The following is a 17,415-nucleotide window of genomic DNA, read 5'->3' on the forward strand; positions in this document are numbered from 1 at the left end:
CGGTGTCCTTCCTCGTTCAGTGATCACTTGGTGTTCTTGTCAGGGCGCTCGAAGAGCCCGTACTGCTTCCACGGGTTCTTCGGGTTGGCGAACAGCGCCCTCTGTCCCTTGACGTGTGGCGGCTTGTTCCAGGTCAGCGCCGGCATCTCGGGCAGATGGCGCAACCCGGCCGAAGGGCGGGATTGTGGTTCGGGCAGGTCTGAACGTTTGCGCTGGCGCTTACCGGGCACTCGCTTCTGAGGTGGTATCGGCAGCACTTCTTGGCGCCACCGGCGCCGGGGCGCGGCAGCCGGACCGGCCTTGTCCGTACTCGGCGCCGGACGCGGGAACAGGGCTTGTTGGCCATACTTCGGAGAGCCGGGCATACCTCCCACTTCCAGTGCGCGTCGGCGGGACGCAGGAGATGTCGGCAGCGCACCCCGGCGCGCCGCAGGAGGCCCCGGGTGTAGTGGCGGGGGTGTTGTTGAGTGCGGGTGCGGTGCCGACGGCGATCCGGGCGGCCCCGGAAGACCGGGCGGTCCTCCGGCCTGGGGGCTGGGTCCTTGTGGTCCATGACCGGGACCACCAGGCAGTTCTCGCCGTCCCCCTTCGACCAAGGCGCCCGCCGGTTCGCGCGTCTCCTTGCGAGGCCTGTACCACCACGTCTGGGGCTGAAGCGGCTGCAGCCCGCCAGACGGGGGCTTCTTTCCGCGAAAGGGCCCGCCCCCTGAAGCAGAGGCTGAGGCGGAGCGGATCAGTGACCGGCCCTGAGCTCTTTGACGTGTGAACCCGGGTGATTTCGGAAGGCGAAATCCTAGGTCCAAGCCGTTCTTGAGCAGGCCGGACGTGCGCACGCTCCCTACGGAGCGAAAGGCCATCATCCAGGCGATGTTCTTCAGTAGCGCGGCGATCGGCGACGTGCCGGGGTTGGGCTGCCACACCAGCTTCATCACCCAGGAGCTGATCCTGATCTGCACGTAGAGCAGCACCAAGAACAGCATGATGTTCAACAGCCAGTCCGTGTCACGCACCTCTGTTGTCTCGGGCGAGGTCAGCACGGTGCTGGCCAACATCACGGTCTCGGAGCTTCCGTCCAGGACCAGGGCTTGGCCGTCGGGTTCCTGGGGACGTTCGTTGAGCGAACCGAAAATGGTCATCTGTCCTTCGAAGATCAGCCTGACCATGGCGATGAAGACGAGACTCTGAGCAATGGGAATCGCGCACAGCGCAGCCATGGATCGCCACCACAGCTCTGCGAGCCGGTTGGTCTGAGGGAGGGCGTGAAACATCAGCAGCATCGGGGCCGCGACGACCAGAACGATGACCATACAGATGCGCACAGCCTCGGTGAGGATCCACACCACCAGCAGCACGACGACGACCACCAGCAACAGAAGGATGAAGACGAGGGCTTCTTCAAGCAACACGTCCGTCTGATCCCGGAGGTTCTCGGCCGCTTCGCGAGCGTTGATGCCCTCAGCACTGATCGCCACCGCGAGCTGGTTGGAGGCCTGCACCAGCTCCTGCGCCAACGGGAAAGAGAGATTCGAGGCGATGAACCCGAAGACGAGCCGGGGCAGGATGTCTGCGACCGAGTAGCGGGTCTGCACGGTCTGGTAGCACATGGCCATCAGCCCGCCTGCAACGATGAACAGCACGTAGAACACGTTGCTGGTGGCCAGGATCCCCCCGTGCAGAGCCTCCATACCCGCGGTCGGTACCGGGGTGCGGAAGGCCTTCTCCGCCAGCCATCCCAGGGCGGGGTTCAGGCCCGAGATGACGAAGTCGGCGAACCAGTTACTGACATGGCACCCGGGGTCGACCATGCCGCAGTCGAAGACTTCCCCTTCGGTCTCCAACTCCACCGAACCGTCAGGCTCTGCCTCTTCCTGCTCCTGTTCACCCAGCGGAGGTTCGTCCTCGCGCGGGTCCTCCGGGGGCGGAAGAGGTTCGTCGGTGATCTCGGGCTCGGAGTCGGGCTCCTCCTCTTCCGGTTCTGGCTCCTCCTGAGGTTCGGATTCTGTCTCCGGTTCAGGGTCCTCCGGCGGCGGAAGCGGATCATCGGACGGGGGAGGCAGGGGCTCGTCCGTAGGCGGTTCGGGCTCGCTCGGCAGCCGTGCCCACGCGGTGGGGCTCATGTTCCATCACCGCCCGCGCTGACGACCCAGTCCAGGATCTCCATCAGCACCGTGGCCAGGATGGCGATGCCGTATCCCAGCGCCGCCCCGGTCAGAGCCCGCTTGGCGCCGTCGACCGCCCCGGGCTCGCCGTTGGCGACGAGCCATCGGACCCCGGCGATGGTCAAGAACAATGTTCCCAGCGCCGAGGCCAGCGCGATGAGCACCAGTCGCACCCGGTCCACGACCGCGCGGATGCGCACCGTGGTCTCCTCGGCGGACTCATCAGGACCTTCTTCAGCCAAGACCTGTTCGCCGGCCCACACGCCGGCGGTGTCCGCACTGAGCAGAACATCGCCGGCCACGATCACCCACGTTGCGCCCGCCACCGTCACGGTCACCAGCACACACCGGCGCAACGCCCGTGTACGGCCGCGTTGTTGTGTTCGCACTCGCCCCACCTGCTCCTTCCTGCCGGATGCGGGCACCAGGCGCCGCCGCTGGAGCGTGGGGCCTGGTGCCCGGATCTGCCCCCTAAGAAGCCAAGGGCAAGGGCGAATGCGACACAGGAGTCGGACGCGTCTTCTCCGACACCACCAGGCCCATCCCTCGGTGGCGTTGGACGGGCGACTCCCCAGTACGTACGAGGGCGTCGGCGAACGTCACCTCGCCCGCGTGGACAGCCGCGACGAGCCGGGCCTCGGCGCGTTCGCGGCGCTTGGCCAGGGCCTTGTAAGCCACACCCAGTTCCTGAGCGATCTGGGCCAGCGGCTGGTTCTCCAGTCGGGTGCGGGCGATCAGACGAGCCTGTTCCGTGGAGAGCACGCCATTGCGTACTGCGGAGACCAGGAGCAGCTCCGGACTTTCGCTCGTACTCGTATCCGGGCTTTCCTGACGGCCGAGGTCCTCGTCGGGGAGCGGCGCTTGCATCTCGTGCTTGCGCGCCGAGAGCGCGGCCCGATGTGCGGGACGGGTCAGGTACCAGGCCAACCGGGCGTAGTCGAGGTTGATGGTGCGCACCCGGCCGATGACCTCGCACAGGATCGCCGACTCGACCGACTCCACACCGCCCGGTGTCAGGTTCCGGGTGGTGCGCCGGGCCACCGAGCGCAGCGCGGGCATGCACAGGCCCAGCGCTCCGAGCATCCAGTCCTGGGACAGACGGGCGGCGCGGATGGTCTCCCGCCAGACCGCGTCGCGGACGCCGTAGGGGGTACCTCTGGTCATCAGGAGCTCGCGCAGTTCATGCAGCGAGTATGTTCGCTCGTCCAACCAGGGGTGGACGGTGGCCCCGCGGAGGGTCAGGTGGGTGGGCGCCAGGTGGGCGAAGTGGATTTCGACGACTTCCAGCGGCGATGGCGTGTGAGCCACGTGCGCTCCCTCGAGTTTCCGGTGTTGAAGGACACCGGCATCACACAGGGGGCGTTTCTCAGCGGGCTCTCAAAGGCCGTTCGCCGGGCACTCGGGCCACGCTCAGTAGGTACTCACGTCCTGCTCGCACAGGTAAAGAATGCGCCAAGCTCCTGGATCCGCAGAAGCCGGTGCAGTTCCTCGACCGTGACATGCACACTCACCTTGACCTGCAGGGGAAGTCGTCGTGAGTATGTGGTGAGCGCACCGCTTCTGGTGTGCACGCCGCAAGGTGTGGAGGTACGGCGGAGTTTTTCGACACGGGGCACACCAGCGGCTGGGTGATCAGAGAATCCTGTTGGGCAGGAACCGCTCGGAGCCATTCAAACTGACCAAGCTCACGCCCCAGCCCGCTCTCCAGCGACCCCTTCAGCCGGGCTTTCCTGTTCGAGGAGCGCTCGGGCCGACACGACCCTGCTCTCGAGATCACGAGGCTCAGGAGTGGTGAGCGTTCCGCGCAGTCCGAGTCCGTCCAGGCTCGGAAACTCCACGCTCCACGTATGCCGGTGCTCTGCGCTCATACGCCAACCATGCGGTCATCGAGCCGTTGCTTTACTCGGTATGTTCCCCGCCCGGTTGGGGCGGTTGCGCTCGTCCGGTCGGGAGTTGATCCGTCCCCGGATATCGCGCGCTAGAGGCGCTTCCGCGAGGAAATTTTCGAGTTCTTCAACTGAACGGTTAGCTGCATAGGGTTGCAGGTCAGCGCGCAAGCGGGTGAGGCGAACGCGTACGCGTGCCGAGCGCAAGTGCTCGGCACGTTGAATGGTGGTTCGGGCCAAGGCGCTGGCGGCTTCGGGGTCGGCCTCGGCTGTGCGCAGGTGTGCGCTGGCGTGGAGAAGACCCGCGATGGTCCGGTTGCGTCGACGAGAGCGCGGGGCCGCGGAGAGGAATCGGTGGGTGTGTTCGATAGCTCGCCGTCCCTGGCCCAAGTCATGGAAGCAGTGGGCGAGCTGAAGGTCCACCTCCGAGCCGTCGAAGGAGGCCATCCATTCGGGGCCGTCCCGGCGCCCTGCGTGTTGGAGAGCCTCTTCCATTTCGTGGAGCGCTCGAGCACAGGCAAGTTCGTCGCCGAGTGAGGCCAAGGCTCGAGCCCGCCCGGCTGCAAGCATCGCTCGCACGGCAGGAGTGGCCTCATCCACAGCACCGCCTGTGGCAATGCATGCCAGGTCCAAGGCGTGGCCGAACTGCCCGAGCAGGTTGGCGTGCTGGCTCAGCATGATGAGGGCGTGGGCCGCGAGCAGGCGATCCGATCCCAGGTGGGCGAAGGTGAGTGATTGCAGAAAATACTGGCGTGCCAGGTGGTGGAGTCCGGCGTCTTCGGCCATCGCTCCGGTTTGGGCGGTAAAGCGGGCGCCGGCGCCGAACAGGCGCTTTCCCCTTTCGGTCGTGTAGTCGCTCTGCAGGAGGGGGCCGATCTCGCTGTGCAGGTATTGCACCGCGGAGGTGCGTGCGTGTGCGCCGCCGAATTCATCGTCCAGCTCGGTAAAAAGTACGCACGTGCGGACGATGGCGGCGATGTCGGTACCGCTCACCTGGTTATTCGACGCATGGTTTCGAGGGAGGAGGGGCTCGGGCGGCGCCGCGAGCCAGGCCAGCGCCACGCTTTTCAGGTGGTCCAGTGAGGGGCCGGGCTCGGGGGGTGTGTGTGCTTGCAGATCGCCTGCCCAGAGCGCGGCTGCCTGGCGTAGGAACTCCGGGAGCGTTGGCGGGAAGGAGGCTGCCGCGACCGGGGCGGGCCCAGGCGGATTCGCCTCTGTGGCCTGGACTGTGGGCGCGCCGAGGCCTTCCAGCGCCAAAGCGATGCGTTCGCTCCGGCGAAAACCGGCCTGCCCGTTCAGGAGTTTGCTGATGGTGGCTTGGGAAGCGCCGGTCATTTGGGCCAGAGCGATTTGGGACAGGGTGGTCTGTTCCCGCAGCACGCGCAGGAGTGCACCAAGGTCTCGGTGGGCGAGCGCGGCGCGCGCGTCAGGACGCTCCCACACGCGCGGGGGGATGCAGGCGCACCGCACGCGGGTACCCGAGCGGGGTAGACCGCAGTGTCCGCACGGATGCTGGTTCACTGATCTCGTCCGCTCTGGAGACGGTACAGGTTCGGCTGTGTGGGCGGATGTCGGTGGGCGAACACGCCCGCCAGCCTAGTGTCCGGAGTGACTCGTCGGCACCTTATACACCATGGGGCGGGGGAAGTCTATTCATCGCTGCGTAAAAAAATCTTGTGGTGGCGAATAGCCTTACGGTTGGAGGCTTTGCCAGAGTGGGCCCATGAGTTCGCAAACCCCCACTGTGACGGGCAGCGGGCCTGGCCTCCTCCACGAGCGTGTACGCGCTTTCGCGTCCGAGCACGGGGTGGACGTGGTGCTGCTGTCCTCTGACGGCCGGTTGATCTCGCTGGGCGGGTCCATCGCTGTGCCCAGCGCCGAGCAGATCGCCGGTACTGCTTTCACGATGATCAGCTACGCCAAGCGCATAGCCGACTGGACCCAGCGCGACGGCGCAAATCTGCTCTCGGTGCGTTATACGTCCGGGACATTGACGTTGCTGGCCGCCTCCGACCGGGCCTGGATCGCGGTAGGCAACGCCACCTCGAGCAATGGCGCCTCGACCGAGACCAAGCACATCGCTTACCAGGCGGCGCGCTTTACTGAGCAGATCCGGGACCTTCTGCCCGCTACCGGGGCGATGGCCCTGCCCAGCCCCGTGAGCGCGGAGGTGGCCAAGTGAGCGTCAAGCCTACGCCCTACCGGCCCGCCCATGAGCCCATGCCCGCCCTGAGCGACCACACGCTGGTGCGCCCCGTCGGCCCCGCACCCGAACCCGTATGCCCCTTCACCGTCGACGCCGCGCGTCTGTGGCACGCAGCGGCCGCCGCGGAGCGGGGCGCGCTCAGCGTGCTGGAATTGGCGGCGCACGCCCAGATGAGCCGGGGCGCGGTCGCAGTGTCCGTGACCGAACTGGTGCGCCAGGGCCAGGCCCGGGTCAGCCGCCCGATGGCAGACCCGGTCCTGACCCATCTGAGCGACAACCTCGGGCCCACCTACTACGACCCCGCCCTGGCCTCGGCCAAGATCCTGGTCCTGGGCAGCCATGAGCGGATGCGTAACCGATTCATTGCCGCCAACGCCGCTGCGGTGCGGGTGTGGGAAAGCGCCCCGGCCCGCCCCGGCCAGCAGACCTGCCTGACCATGGCCCGCATGCGGTTGGCGATGGTGGAACTGTGTCTGCTCAGCGTGGCCGACCCGGCCGAGTGGCCCACCCTGTGGCCAGGGACGGTGCGCGATGCTTACGCAGCCGTCGTGGTGACCAGGGCCCACACCTGGCAGCAGGAAAAGGAGCTGGTGGAGACAGCCCGTGAGCATGGGTTGCCGGCCCAACTCGTGGTCGACCACCCTCAGGGGCCGGGCCCGGATCTGCAGGCCCTGACCACTGGTCTGGGCCTGACGCCGGATCAAGTGACACTGTGCGATGTGGACTCGGGCCCAGGCGCCTACGGGGCGGTGCGCGACGTGGTACACCGAAGCTGCCGGTTCTCACCGGTTCCGCGCACCTTGGTGCCGGATCCGTATTGAGTCCTTCCCCTCTCCGAGGGGCCGGGGCGACGGCCGACCGGCTTTTGCTTCAGCGGAGACCGCCCCTGCCAGGGGAACTCCCGTGGAGGGCCGAGGTCAACTCCGAGCACAGAGGCCCGACCGATCGCCTTTGGACGTCTGTGAGCGGTGACCACGATGCGGCAGTTCCTGCGGCAAGGGGCCCGCTGAGCTGGGCGGGGTGGAGGGAAAGAACCGCAGCTCTCGGTTCAACGATGCCCGCAGGCCCCTCTCACCCACGGCCTGGCCCCACTCACTCGGCCGAGTGTCGTGTCAGCACAACAAACCCTGAAAGGAGAAGGGGCGTCTTCTCCCCGCTTGACGGCGGGGTACACCCGACCCTCTCATGACGAAGATCCTGATCGTGGGGGCCAGCCCGGCCGGCCTCCACCTGGCCCACGGCCTACTTACCCACGGCTACGACGTGACCATGCTCAACGCCCGTACCAGCGGGGAGATCCGCACCTCTCAACCTTCCACCACCCAGTTCAGCCTGCCTACGGCTCTGGCCCACGAACAGCAGGCCGACCTGGCCCGGTGGGAGCACGTGGCCCCCCGAATCAGCGGAGCCCGCCTGCACCTGCACCCGCCGAACATGCCCACCAGCACAGTGGAGTCAGCCTTCAGCTCCTACGGGGTCTCGGTCGACCACCGCGTCAAAATCGCCGACTGGCTCGAGTACCTGGAGGACCGGGGCGCCAAGGTCGTCATCCACGGGGCCACCGTCGGCGACCTGGACTACTTCTCCCGCATGTTCGACCTGGTCATCCTGGCCATCGGCTACGGCGAACTCGGCGCCCTCTTCGACCGCCACACCAGCGGACAAGCGCCCCCGCCCCGAGCGGTGGCCCAAGCCATCATCGAGGGCGTTCATCCGAGCCCCCACGTACAGATGCACCCGGCCGCCCCTCCACGTCACGCGCCCCCGGGGTACCTGCCCGAACCGGTCGCCAGCGACTACGCCGAAGTTGCCTCCACCCCCGAACTGCGGGCGATCCTGTCCCCGGTGCTGACCGACGTGGGCCCCCAGCACGTCCTCCAGCTCGTGGGCGCCCCCGGCGGACCGATGGAAGGCTGGCCCGACCGCCCCCGCCCCGAAGAGATCTGGCGGTGGATGAGCGAACTGACCGCCAAACACACCCCGCACCTGCACCAGCGCCTCGAAGAGGCCTACCTGCCTGCCTCAGAACAAGATGCCAGCGTGCACGCCTACACCCCCCACGTACGCGCCCCGGTGGCGACCCTGCCCTCGGGCGGACACGTGTTGGGCATGGCCGAGGCAGTTGTCAGCACCGACGACCCCGTGGCCGCCCAGGCCGGGAACATGGCCATCGCCAGCTCCCAGCACTACCTCGCCCGCATCCTCCACAATACGCAGGGACCGTTCACCCCCGCCTGGATGCACGAAACCTTCGAGGGCCTGTGGCAGGGCGAGCCCACCGCTGAGTACCCCTTCGCGGGAATGGGCCAGGCCTGCCTGGGACTGAGCCAGGTCCTCGACCAGATCTGGGACCCACAGGCACCAGCCCACCTGACCGAGGTCCTGGGCGCGGCCGCCACCCACCAGCAGGTCGCCGACCGGTTCCTGGGCGACCTCGACGACCCCCGCCGCTACACCTGGCTGTATGAGCCCGAAAACGCACGCGCTTACCTGAACACCCTCACCTGACACCCCACCCCCTGATTTGCCCTGTCCCCGTCATCATTGGAGCCCCGTGTCTTCCGACACCTCTACACCCGCCACACGCTGGTGGGGCCCCCGCCTGGTCCAGCGCCTGTACGGCCCCCTGGTAGTGCACGGCACCTACCGTTTCCTGTGGCGCTGCCACGTGCGCCACGTGCTGGGGCTGTACTACAGCACCATCCGCGACGGCGACACGGTCCTGGAGATCGGGCCCGGCGACGGCGGCCACCTGGACCGCGTCGACCGCCAGGACCTGACCGTGCACCTGATGGACGCTTTCCCCGGCTCCATGGCCGCCGCGGCCGAGCGCCTGGCGCGCTACACCCCTACCCAGCACCTGGCCAACGCCCTGGAGCCTTTTCCCCTGGCCAAGGAAAGCGTCGACGCGGTCATGCTGTCCATGGTCGTACACTGCCTTCCCGGAGAGCAGATCGCAGACAAAGAAGCGGTCTTCGATGGTGTGGCCGGCGTCCTGCGCCCCGGAGGCCGCTTCGCCGGAGCCACCGTCCTGTCCCAAGGAGTCCCGCACACCCGGCGCAGCCGCGCCGGCTTGGGACTGCTCAACCGCCAGGAGGTCTTCTCCTGCCATGACGACTCCCTGGCCGATCTGGAAACGGCCCTGGAGAAGCGCTTCGACCAAGTGCAGGTGAGCACCGTCGGGTCTGTGGCCCTGTGGCAGGTGATCGGGCGATGAACAGACCCGAGCCCAGAGGCGCAGCCCTGACCGGGATCGGCGTGCGCCTACCCGGCCCCACCGGCGAACCGGTGCGCGGGCCCCGCCAACTCTGGAACACCCTGCTGTCCGGTTCCAGTGCTCTGGGCCGCTACCCCCAGCACCGGTGGGAGCACATGGCCCGTCGCCTGCACCCCGATGACCGCCCCCAAACCCCCTGGCCGGTGGCGCCCCTGCAGCTGCCGGACCAAGTCGAGCACACCGCCTTCCACCTGTCGGCGGCCGAATCCCAACGCCTGTCGGCCACTCAACGTCTGGTCCTGGAGGTCGGCGCTGAGGCCCTGGAAGACGCCGGCCTGGACCCGGCCACGCTGGCCGGGCCCGACACCGGCCTCTACGTAGGCAGCGCCAGCCCCGATGAAGCCGTCGAAGCGTTCAACGAGAACGCCCGCCCCGGGCTGGCAGACCTATCCGCCGGAGGGGCCGGCATGCTGGCCACTCCCCTTTCGCGCTGGTTGGACAGCCGCGGTCCACTTCTGACCATGGACACCTCCTGTTCCTCGTCGTTGTACGCCCTGGATGCGGCCCGGCGTGACCTCGCCGACGGCCGGGTGAGCACGGCCCTGGTGATCGGGGTCAACACGGCCCGCACCCCCGCCGTAAGCCGGGCCTTCGCCCATGGGCCCGTTCTGGCCCCGGAACCGGTCAGCCATCCCTTCGACACCGGAGCCGAAGGTTTCGTACGCGGCGAGGGCGCCGTAGCTGTCGTCCTGCGCAACCAGCACGAAGCCGACCAGGACCGTGATCGTCTCTACGCACTGCTGACCCATACCCGCACCGGCGCCGACGGACGCTCAGCAGCCGCCGGCGCCCCTTCCGCCTCAGCACAGGCGGAATTGTTGACACGCACCTATTCCGAGGCCGACATCACCCCGGACGAAATCGGTTACCTCATCGCCCACGGCACCGCCACCCGAGCTGGCGACCACGCTGAAGCCCGGGCCCTGGGCCGAGTCTTCGACCGCGGCGAGCACACCCCGCTTTGGGTGGGTTCGGTCAAGGGCGCCTTCGGCCATTCCGAAGGCGCGGCCGGGCTGCTCGGGGTGGTGGCAGCAGCTTTGAGCCTGCACCACGGGCATATTCCACCCACCGCCGGACACCGCGTCCCTTCCCCGGCCTTGGGGCGCCACCATCTGCGCGTACCCACCCAGCAGATGCGCTGGCCCCGCGCCGTGGACTCTGCCCGCCGCGCCGGGGTCACGAGCCTGGGCTTTTCCGGCGCGATCGCACATGCACTGCTGGAACAGGCCCCGCCCCCTCGACCCGGCCACGAGGACACCGACCAACAGCCGGCCCACGTGTGGGCGCTGTCCGCAACCTCCAAGGCAGCCCTGGCCGAGCAGGCCGGCCGGCTGCACGAACAACTCACCCGCCCCGACCCGCCCAGCGCGGCGCGTGTGAGCGCCCACCTGGCCCGGCGCACCGACCGACGCGGTCCCTGGCGGGCCGCTCTCGTCCACGCACCCGGCAGCAACGGGATCGCGGGCTTGGAGGCATTGGCCCAAGGGCGCGCCCATGAGGCCCTGGTCGGCCCCGCCCGGGCGGGAACAGGGCGTCTGGCGTGGGTCTTCGGCGGGCACGGCGCTGCCCGTCCAGGCATGGGCGCACAGCTCTACCGTGCGGACGAGATCTTCGCCCGCCACATGGACCGGGCCCACCAAGCCTTGGTCCAACACACCCTGGCCCCCTGGCATCCGGCCCGGGGGGCGGCCCAGGGTTTGGCACAGACCCAACAGGCCACCTGGGCCATGCAGACTGCGCTGGCCGCCACCCTGGCCGAGCGGTGGGAGCTGACCCCCGAGGTGGTGGTGGGGCACTCCCTGGGTGAGGTGGCCGCCGCCCAGGTGGCCGGAGCTCTGGACGTGGACCAGGCGGCCCGGCTGGTGGTGGCCCGATCCGAGCTGCTGGAGCGCGTGGCCCCCACCGGGGGCATGCTCTCGCTGGAAGCCGACAGTGCTACTGCTCGGGCACTGGCCGCGGCCCACGGTGTGGAGGTGGCCGCGGCCAACGCCCCCTTGCTTCAGGTGCTCTCCGGCCCCCGGGAGCGGCTTGAGGCTGTCCGTGTCCAGGCCGAGCAGGACGGATACACCGCCCGGGAGCTGCCCGCGGCGCCCCCGGCCCACAGCCGCGCCGTCGAACCGGTTCTGGGCGAGCTCGCCGACCGACTGGGGCGGCTGCGCGCCCAGCCGCCGCGGGTGGAGATGGTCTCGACCGTCTCCGCCACCAGCGTCCAGGACCTGAGCACCGACTACTGGGTACGGCAACTGCGTGCCCCTGTCGACTACGAGGCGGCCCTGGCGTGTGTGGCCCGCCAGGGACCGGTGTTGGTGGCAGAGCTCTCTCCGCACCCGGTGCTGGCCGTGCCCACCATGCGTATCGCCGCCCGCCACCACCTGGATGCGCAGGTGGCGACCCTCGTCGACGGAACCGACGCCGAAAACCAGGGCCTGGCCCGCCTGGCCGCACGGGCCCACGGCCACGGACTCACCCTCCATCAGGGCGATGGCCCCCATCCGCCTGTGGAACTCCGACCGCGCACCTGGCGGGCCCACACACCCGCAGACTGGCCCAAAACACTGGCCGGCCTGGAGCCGGACGAAGCATGTGCGGCGCTGGCCGCATGGGTCCACCAGTGCGTGGATGAGCTGGCCCCTGGGCCCGTGCGCGAGACAGACCGCGACACGGTACTCGAAGAACTCGGCCTCAACAGCATGCACCGCCTCATCCTTCGCGCCGAGATCCTGTCCCATCTGCCACCCGAGACAGCCACCGCAGTGGAACAGAACCCCACCATCAACGGCATCAGCCACACCCTGGCCCAGACCCTGATCCGTGCGGGAGATCCGGCCGCACGGACCAGGGTCGGGAGCAGCTGACCCACGGCCCGGTGCCAGTCAGGGACCTGTGACTGGCACCGGGCCTCGCCCACGCGCGCGAGGTGGTCCACGCGTTCAACGAGCGGGGCTCGGAGGCGCTGGGACCCAAAATGGAACCGGGGCCCGGCCCCGACTATCAGCACTGAAACACGCGAGCACATCGACCTGCTCGCCCGGACCCTGTCCGCCGAGTGGGACATCGTCGGGCAGTCGACCTGGTGCCTGGCCACCCCGGCCCGGCACCTGATCGAGGGCGGGATCGTCGCGGCGATCAGCCGCGAGCGCCTACGCCGAATCCTGCGTGAGCAGAGCGTGAGCTGGCGGTCCACCAAGTGGAAGAGCTCAAACGACCCCGGCTTCATCACCAAGATGTAGCGGGTGCTGGAGCTGTACGACCACCCGCCCTCCGACGGGGTTCAGGGGATGCACGCGAATGGTTTCCGGAGCCGGGCCGTGTGGGTGTACCGGTGAGCCTACGAGCCGCACGTGTGGGAAGAGAGACCCCGCAGCACAGGATTACGTGAGGCTCGAGTGTGGGCCGAGTCAGCGCCCGAGGCCGATCATGTGAGAACCCTGATCGGGGGCGTCTCGCTGACTCCGGCCGGTTATCCACAGGCCGCGGGTTGGGGCGACGCGGCGCGCGGAACCCATCGTCGAACCGGCCATCTCCACCACGGCCTCGGAATTCTCCTTGGACAATGAAAAGCGTCCACGATGCCCGGTGTCAGACGGCGGCCTCTGGTTCCGGGCCGCGGACGCGGGTAGAACAGAGCTGAGGGCCGCTGCGGCGGCTCCAGACCGGCTTCAGTAAGCCGGGAGAGGGCCTTTACGTGTTGGCGGGGCGGGTCGGGCTGCGACGACATGGTGCACGGCCATGAGCGCCCGTTCGATCATGTGGGTTTCGGTAATCCCCATGTTCAAGGCGCCCATGACCGCCCTTCCGCGAAGAACGCTCTACGCTAGGACTCTGCCGAACCATCGGCCAGCACACCGGAGATCCGCAACAGCTGGCCCTGCCGGTTGCTGACGTAGATGCGGCCGTTGTCGCGGTCCAGCCCGAGACCGGCGACCGTGCCGAGACCGTCGGCCACCACGTGCTGTCGGCCCTTGGCCTCGCCATCAGCCACGACGACCTCGTGCAGCTTGCTGCCGGCCCAGTCGCAGACGTATACGTTACCCGCGCCGTCCAGCGCTACGCGGACGTTGCGCCCGAGATTGGTGGCCACGACCTGCGGGGTGCTGTCTTCTGCTTCCAGGTCGACCTCGTACAGCTCGCCGCGGTCGTACTGGCCGATGTACGCCTTGCCGCCGTCCAGCGCAATTCCGGCGGCCCTTGGTACGTCCCAGGTCCGCTGCGGCGGTGAGCATGACCGACCTGGTCCGCCACCTCCTCGGAAACGCATCGGATGCCCGGCGGTGGCTCATCGACCACGCACCCCCGGGCGCCACCGACCGCGGCGAGGCCGCACGGACGATCACGCTCACCCACCCCGACCACGACAGCTGCCCTGCCCCGATCCGGGACGCCTGGCAGCACCGCGTTGAAGCGGCCCGCGCCTACGCCAAGGCCCTCGCCAACCTCGGCTTCGCCGCCACGCAGGTGCTGCCGGACCTGTTACACCTGCACTCGGCCCGGCTGTTCGGCCCAGACCCGGACGCCGAACGGGCGTGCTTGGCGCTGGCACGGGCCGCTGCTCTGAGCTGGAACGCCCGCACCAAGGAGCCCCAGTGACCACCATCCGGATCCGGGCGCACACCACCGCGCGGACGATCCTGGACGACCTCGCCGACCCCGACCACGTGCGGTTCGTGCCCGGCAAACCGGCCCTGCGCACGCATCCCGCCTCGGTGGGTGGCGGGGCCGCGGGGGTGGCGCTGGCCCACATCGAGGCCGCCCGCACCGGACACGGCCCATGGGAGAGCGCCCGCACATGGATCGCCCGCGCCCTGGCCGGACCGGTCAACGGCACCAGCACCGCGACCCTGTGGGCCGGTGCCCCGGCCCTGGGCCTGCTCACTGCCGTCGCCGCGACCTCGCCCACCCACCTGGCCCGAGCACGCGCCCGCCTGGGCGAGGCCGCCACACGCCTGACCCGCCACCGGTTGGACCAGGCCCATACTCGGATCGACCGGGGCCAGCGTCCGTCCCTGGCCGAGTTCGACCTCATCCAAGGACTCACCGGTCTGGCCGTCTACCACCTGCACACCCATCCCGAGGCCCCGATCACCCGACAGGTCCTCGCCTACCTGGTCCGGTTGTCCCTGCCGCTGCCCGACGACCCCCACCAGTTGCCGGGCTGGTGGACCGAGCACTCCCCCCACAACCGCCTCGATCCCGACTTTCCCGGCGGGCACCTCAACCTCGGTGTGGCCCACGGAATCGCCGCCCCCTTGGCGGTCCTGTCGCTGGCGCTGCGCCACAGGGTCACCGTCGACGGACACACCGACGCCATCGGCCGGATCCTCGACGTCCTCGACACCCGGCGCCACACCGGCCCGTGAGGGACGTGGTGGCCCTACTACCTCAGCCCCCAACGGTGGGAGAGCGGCCCCACCAACGCCGCCTGCGAGCAGCGGCCCACCTGGTGCTACGGCACCCCCGGCCTGGCCCGCGCCCAGCAGCTCGCCGCGATCGCACTCAACGACCCGGGTCGGCGGGCCAGGGCCGAGAAGACGATGGCCGACTGCCTGCGCGACGCCTTTCAGCTCGACACCCTCGCCGATCTCGGGCTCTGCCACGGATGGGCCGGGCTGTTGCACTGCGCGTGGCGCATCAACGCCGACGCCCCCGACGCGCCGCTGGCACAGGACCTGGACCGGATCGCCGCCACCCTCCTGGACCGACTCGAAGTCGACGATCACCACGATCTGGATCCGGAGTTCCTCGACGGCCGCGCCGGCATCGCGCTGGCCCTGCACACCTACGCCAACGGGACTGCCGCTGGCGTGCCCTGGGACGCCCACTTGGCCCTGGCCTGACCCCGTGCTCTTGGAAGGAGCCGCCCATGCTCAACGATGCCCCCGCCGCCGACGTGTGGTGGCAGGTCAACGTCGAATTCCCCGACCCGGCCACAGCCGAACAGGTCGGCGTTCACCATCTGGCACCGGCCCTGCACCAGTCCAGCAGGGAGTGGTTCCTGATACGCAAGAAGGGCGCCTGGCGCTGCCGCACCCACCTGCCCCACGCGCCAGCGCTACAGGCAGCCGTGCGGGAACGGGTGTGCGGGCTCTTGGACGAACTCATCCACGCCGGACACATCAGCGGGTGGACACCCGTGGTGTATGAGCCCGAGATCCGCGCCTTCGGCGGCGATGAGGCGATGGCCGCAGCCCACACCCTCTTCTGCGCCGACACCCATCACCTCATGGCGTTCCTCGCCGCGACCGAGCAAGGCCCGGACCGGCGCAAAGAGATCTCGCTCCTGCTGTGCCACACCCTGATGCGCGCTGCGGGTCTGGACCACTATGAGCAGGGCGACGTGTGGGACCGCGTGGCCGCCACTCGCCCCCTGCCTACCGCCGGGCCGCCCCCGGAGAAGGTCCACCATCAGGTGCACCGCCTCCTGAGCGTCGACCCCGGCCCGCGCGGCGCACACTTCTCTTCGAGCGGAGCCTTCGCCGGATTCGCCCCATGGGCCCGCGCGTTCCAGGACTGCGGGCGCGAGCTGGACGACCTGCACACCCGCGGCCGACTGGAACGCGGGCTCCGCGCGGTCCTGGCCCACCACGTCATCTTCTGCTGGAACCGCCTCAGTATCCCGGCCCCCGCCCAAGCGGTGCTCTCCCACGCCGCGGCCCGCACCATCTTCGACCCCGAAACAGTGAGCCTGTGACCGGCCCGGCACTCCCTCCTGCGACCCGTCACATCCCGCTGGTCCCTCGCCCCCGCCCTCCGGCGCTACCCATGAGGCAGCGGCTCACCGAACTCGACGACCTTTTGCACAAGGCCGGCCAGACCCGCGGCTCCGAGGAGGCGATGACCCGGGCCTGCGAGACGATGAACAAGGCCGCACTCATCGCCAGCGACCTCGGCCAACCAGGCCTCGCCGAGGCCCTGTGCTGGCAGCAGTACGAGACGTTCACACCTGCCACGCCCTTGACCGCGAAAGCGGCGACCTTCGCCTTGCAACCTCTGGTGAACCTCGGCCGCCTCGCGATCCGCACCGGAAACCCCTCCGACGCCTACGCGGTGCTGGAATCGCTGTTCGAGGCCGCCGATCGCGGCGGTCCCGCGCACGTACTCGGCCGGAGCTGCCCGGTGGGAGAGCTGGTCGCCACCCCGGGTGAACGTGCTGAGCTACGCCGGTTCCTGTGGGCGGTCCTGCTCGCCGACGGCACCCGCGCCCTGTGCGCGGCCGGGCGTTGGCAGGACGCGATGAACCACCTGCGCCGCTACAACGGCATCGGCACCCGGCTGTTGGATGGCCGCCAGGTCGCCGTGCTGGTCGCGCTCCGCCTCGACGGCCCCGACACCGCTACCGACTTGCTCGCCGAGACTGACGCCTCGCAGGCATGGGAGCACGCGGTGGCCGCGTGCCTGACCGCCGCGACCGACCAGGTGGCCGGACGGGATCCGGTCGGAGCCGTCACCACCATGGTCGACGCCGTCCACCATCTGCCCCCCACACCCGGTGGGGCGGTGTTCGCGACCCGGCTGGGCGTACTGGCGTGCGAACTGGCTCCCGACCAGCACACCCTGGCCGCACACCTGATCACCAGCGCCCTAGAGACCACGGACGCACACGCCGCCGCTGCAGTCCTGGACTCCCCAGTCCTGGCACCACAGTTGACCCAAGAACAAAGTCAGCTACTACAGGAACGCCTCGCTCAGGCACAGCAGACCGGGACATCAAGCGCGTTGCAAAGAGAACTGGTGAAGGTTGGTGACAGAGCCACTGGACTTCTCATGCGTGGTGTCCAGGCCTCGGGGCTTGGCAGCTCGGGAGGGGAGCCAGGGCGTCTGCCACACGCGCTCTAGTAGTACTTTGTTAACTCGTGTCGGGGGTGCTGCTGTGCAAGCGGTTGGTGACAG

The 17,415-nt window shown here is 69.0% G+C and carries 13 protein-coding genes and 1 pseudogene; 9 read left to right on the forward strand and 5 right to left on the reverse strand.

Annotated elements, in window-relative coordinates:
* Positions 1-23: 23 nt before the first annotated feature.
* The 4 genes from D456_RS0114615 to D456_RS25685 all read right to left on the reverse strand — a co-directional run bounded on the left by D456_RS0114615 (position 24) and on the right by D456_RS25685 (position 5,566).
* Positions 24-1,844: a hypothetical protein gene (locus tag D456_RS0114615; RefSeq protein ID WP_160166728.1), complete on the reverse strand. Its 1,821-nt coding sequence runs from the start codon at positions 1,842-1,844 to the stop codon at positions 24-26.
* A gap of 269 nt (positions 1,845-2,113) precedes the next feature.
* Entirely contained in the window at positions 2,114-2,548 is a 435-nt protein-coding gene (locus D456_RS0114620; RefSeq protein WP_017576929.1) for a hypothetical protein, read from the reverse strand.
* An 82-nt stretch (positions 2,549-2,630) separates the two neighbouring features.
* Positions 2,631-3,467 carry a sigma-70 RNA polymerase sigma factor region 4 domain-containing protein gene (locus D456_RS0114625; RefSeq protein ID WP_017576930.1) on the reverse strand — a complete coding sequence of 279 codons (837 nt, stop codon included), beginning with the start codon at positions 3,465-3,467 and terminating at the stop codon, positions 2,631-2,633.
* 575 nt (positions 3,468-4,042) lie between these two features.
* Entirely contained in the window at positions 4,043-5,566 is a 1,524-nt protein-coding gene (locus D456_RS25685) for a helix-turn-helix domain-containing protein (protein WP_083904594.1), read from the reverse strand.
* Positions 5,567-5,768: 202 nt separating this feature from the next.
* Here D456_RS25685 and D456_RS0114645 point away from each other — a divergent pair, with 202 nt between their 5' ends.
* From D456_RS0114645 to D456_RS0114665, 5 genes are all read left to right on the forward strand, one after another.
* Entirely contained in the window at positions 5,769-6,227 is a 459-nt protein-coding gene (locus tag D456_RS0114645) for a roadblock/LC7 domain-containing protein (protein ID WP_040699345.1), read from the forward strand.
* The gene (locus D456_RS0114650; protein WP_026115895.1) at positions 6,224-7,072 is read left to right on the forward strand and encodes a hypothetical protein; all 849 of its coding nucleotides are present in this window, start codon (positions 6,224-6,226) and stop codon (positions 7,070-7,072) included. The genes D456_RS0114645 and D456_RS0114650 overlap by 4 nt, the downstream gene beginning before the upstream one ends.
* A 364-nt stretch (positions 7,073-7,436) precedes the next feature.
* A complete protein-coding gene (locus tag D456_RS0114655) occupies positions 7,437-8,759 on the forward strand; it encodes a styrene monooxygenase/indole monooxygenase family protein (RefSeq protein ID WP_017576936.1) in 1,323 nt (440 codons plus the stop codon).
* Between the two features lie 46 nt (positions 8,760-8,805).
* A complete protein-coding gene (locus tag D456_RS0114660) occupies positions 8,806-9,468 on the forward strand; it encodes a class I SAM-dependent methyltransferase (protein WP_017576937.1) in 663 nt (220 codons plus the stop codon).
* The gene (locus tag D456_RS0114665) at positions 9,465-12,383 is read left to right on the forward strand and encodes a beta-ketoacyl synthase N-terminal-like domain-containing protein (protein ID WP_017576938.1); all 2,919 of its coding nucleotides are present in this window, start codon (positions 9,465-9,467) and stop codon (positions 12,381-12,383) included. Before D456_RS0114660 ends, D456_RS0114665 begins: the two co-directional genes overlap by 4 nt.
* A gap of 959 nt (positions 12,384-13,342) precedes the next feature.
* Here D456_RS0114665 and D456_RS25695 read toward each other — a convergent pair.
* Positions 13,343-13,609 (reverse strand): SMP-30/gluconolactonase/LRE family protein, encoded by a 267-nt coding sequence (locus D456_RS25695; protein ID WP_017576939.1) that lies wholly within the window; start codon positions 13,607-13,609, stop codon positions 13,343-13,345.
* A 140-nt stretch (positions 13,610-13,749) separates the two neighbouring features.
* Between D456_RS25695 and D456_RS26620 the strand changes: the two genes are divergently transcribed.
* The 4 genes and pseudogenes from D456_RS26620 (at position 13,750) to D456_RS24235 (ending at position 17,361) form a co-directional block, all read left to right on the forward strand.
* Complete coding sequence (locus D456_RS26620) at positions 13,750-14,115, forward strand: lantibiotic dehydratase C-terminal domain-containing protein (protein ID WP_026115896.1); 366 nt, start codon at positions 13,750-13,752, stop codon at positions 14,113-14,115.
* 116 nt (positions 14,116-14,231) lie between these two features.
* Positions 14,232-15,362, forward strand: a pseudogene (locus D456_RS27515) (lanthionine synthetase C family protein).
* 26 nt (positions 15,363-15,388) lie between these two features.
* A complete protein-coding gene (locus D456_RS0114685; RefSeq protein WP_017576943.1) occupies positions 15,389-16,216 on the forward strand; it encodes a thiopeptide-type bacteriocin biosynthesis protein in 828 nt (275 codons plus the stop codon).
* A gap of 71 nt (positions 16,217-16,287) precedes the next feature.
* Entirely contained in the window at positions 16,288-17,361 is a 1,074-nt protein-coding gene (locus D456_RS24235) for a hypothetical protein (RefSeq protein ID WP_017576944.1), read from the forward strand.
* The last annotated feature ends 54 nt before the right edge of the window (positions 17,362-17,415 follow it).

The sequence above is a fragment of the Nocardiopsis kunsanensis DSM 44524 genome (genome assembly GCF_000340965.1).
GTDB lineage: Bacteria > Actinomycetota > Actinomycetes > Streptosporangiales > Streptosporangiaceae > Nocardiopsis > Nocardiopsis kunsanensis.

What these genes read in the sequence shown, in the direction of transcription:
- D456_RS0114645 (WP_040699345.1), top strand. Translation starts at nt 5,769, where the DNA reads ATGAGTTCGCAAACCCCCACTGTGACGGGCAGCGGGCCTGGCCTCCTC.
- D456_RS24235 (WP_017576944.1), top strand. Translation starts at nt 16,288, where the DNA reads ATGAGGCAGCGGCTCACCGAACTCGACGACCTTTTGCACAAGGCCGGC.
- D456_RS0114685 (WP_017576943.1), top strand. Translation starts at nt 15,389, where the DNA reads ATGCTCAACGATGCCCCCGCCGCCGACGTGTGGTGGCAGGTCAACGTC.
- D456_RS0114655 (WP_017576936.1), top strand. Translation starts at nt 7,437, where the DNA reads ATGACGAAGATCCTGATCGTGGGGGCCAGCCCGGCCGGCCTCCACCTG.
- D456_RS26620 (WP_026115896.1), top strand. Translation starts at nt 13,750, where the DNA reads ATGACCGACCTGGTCCGCCACCTCCTCGGAAACGCATCGGATGCCCGG.
- D456_RS0114665 (WP_017576938.1), top strand. Translation starts at nt 9,465, where the DNA reads ATGAACAGACCCGAGCCCAGAGGCGCAGCCCTGACCGGGATCGGCGTG.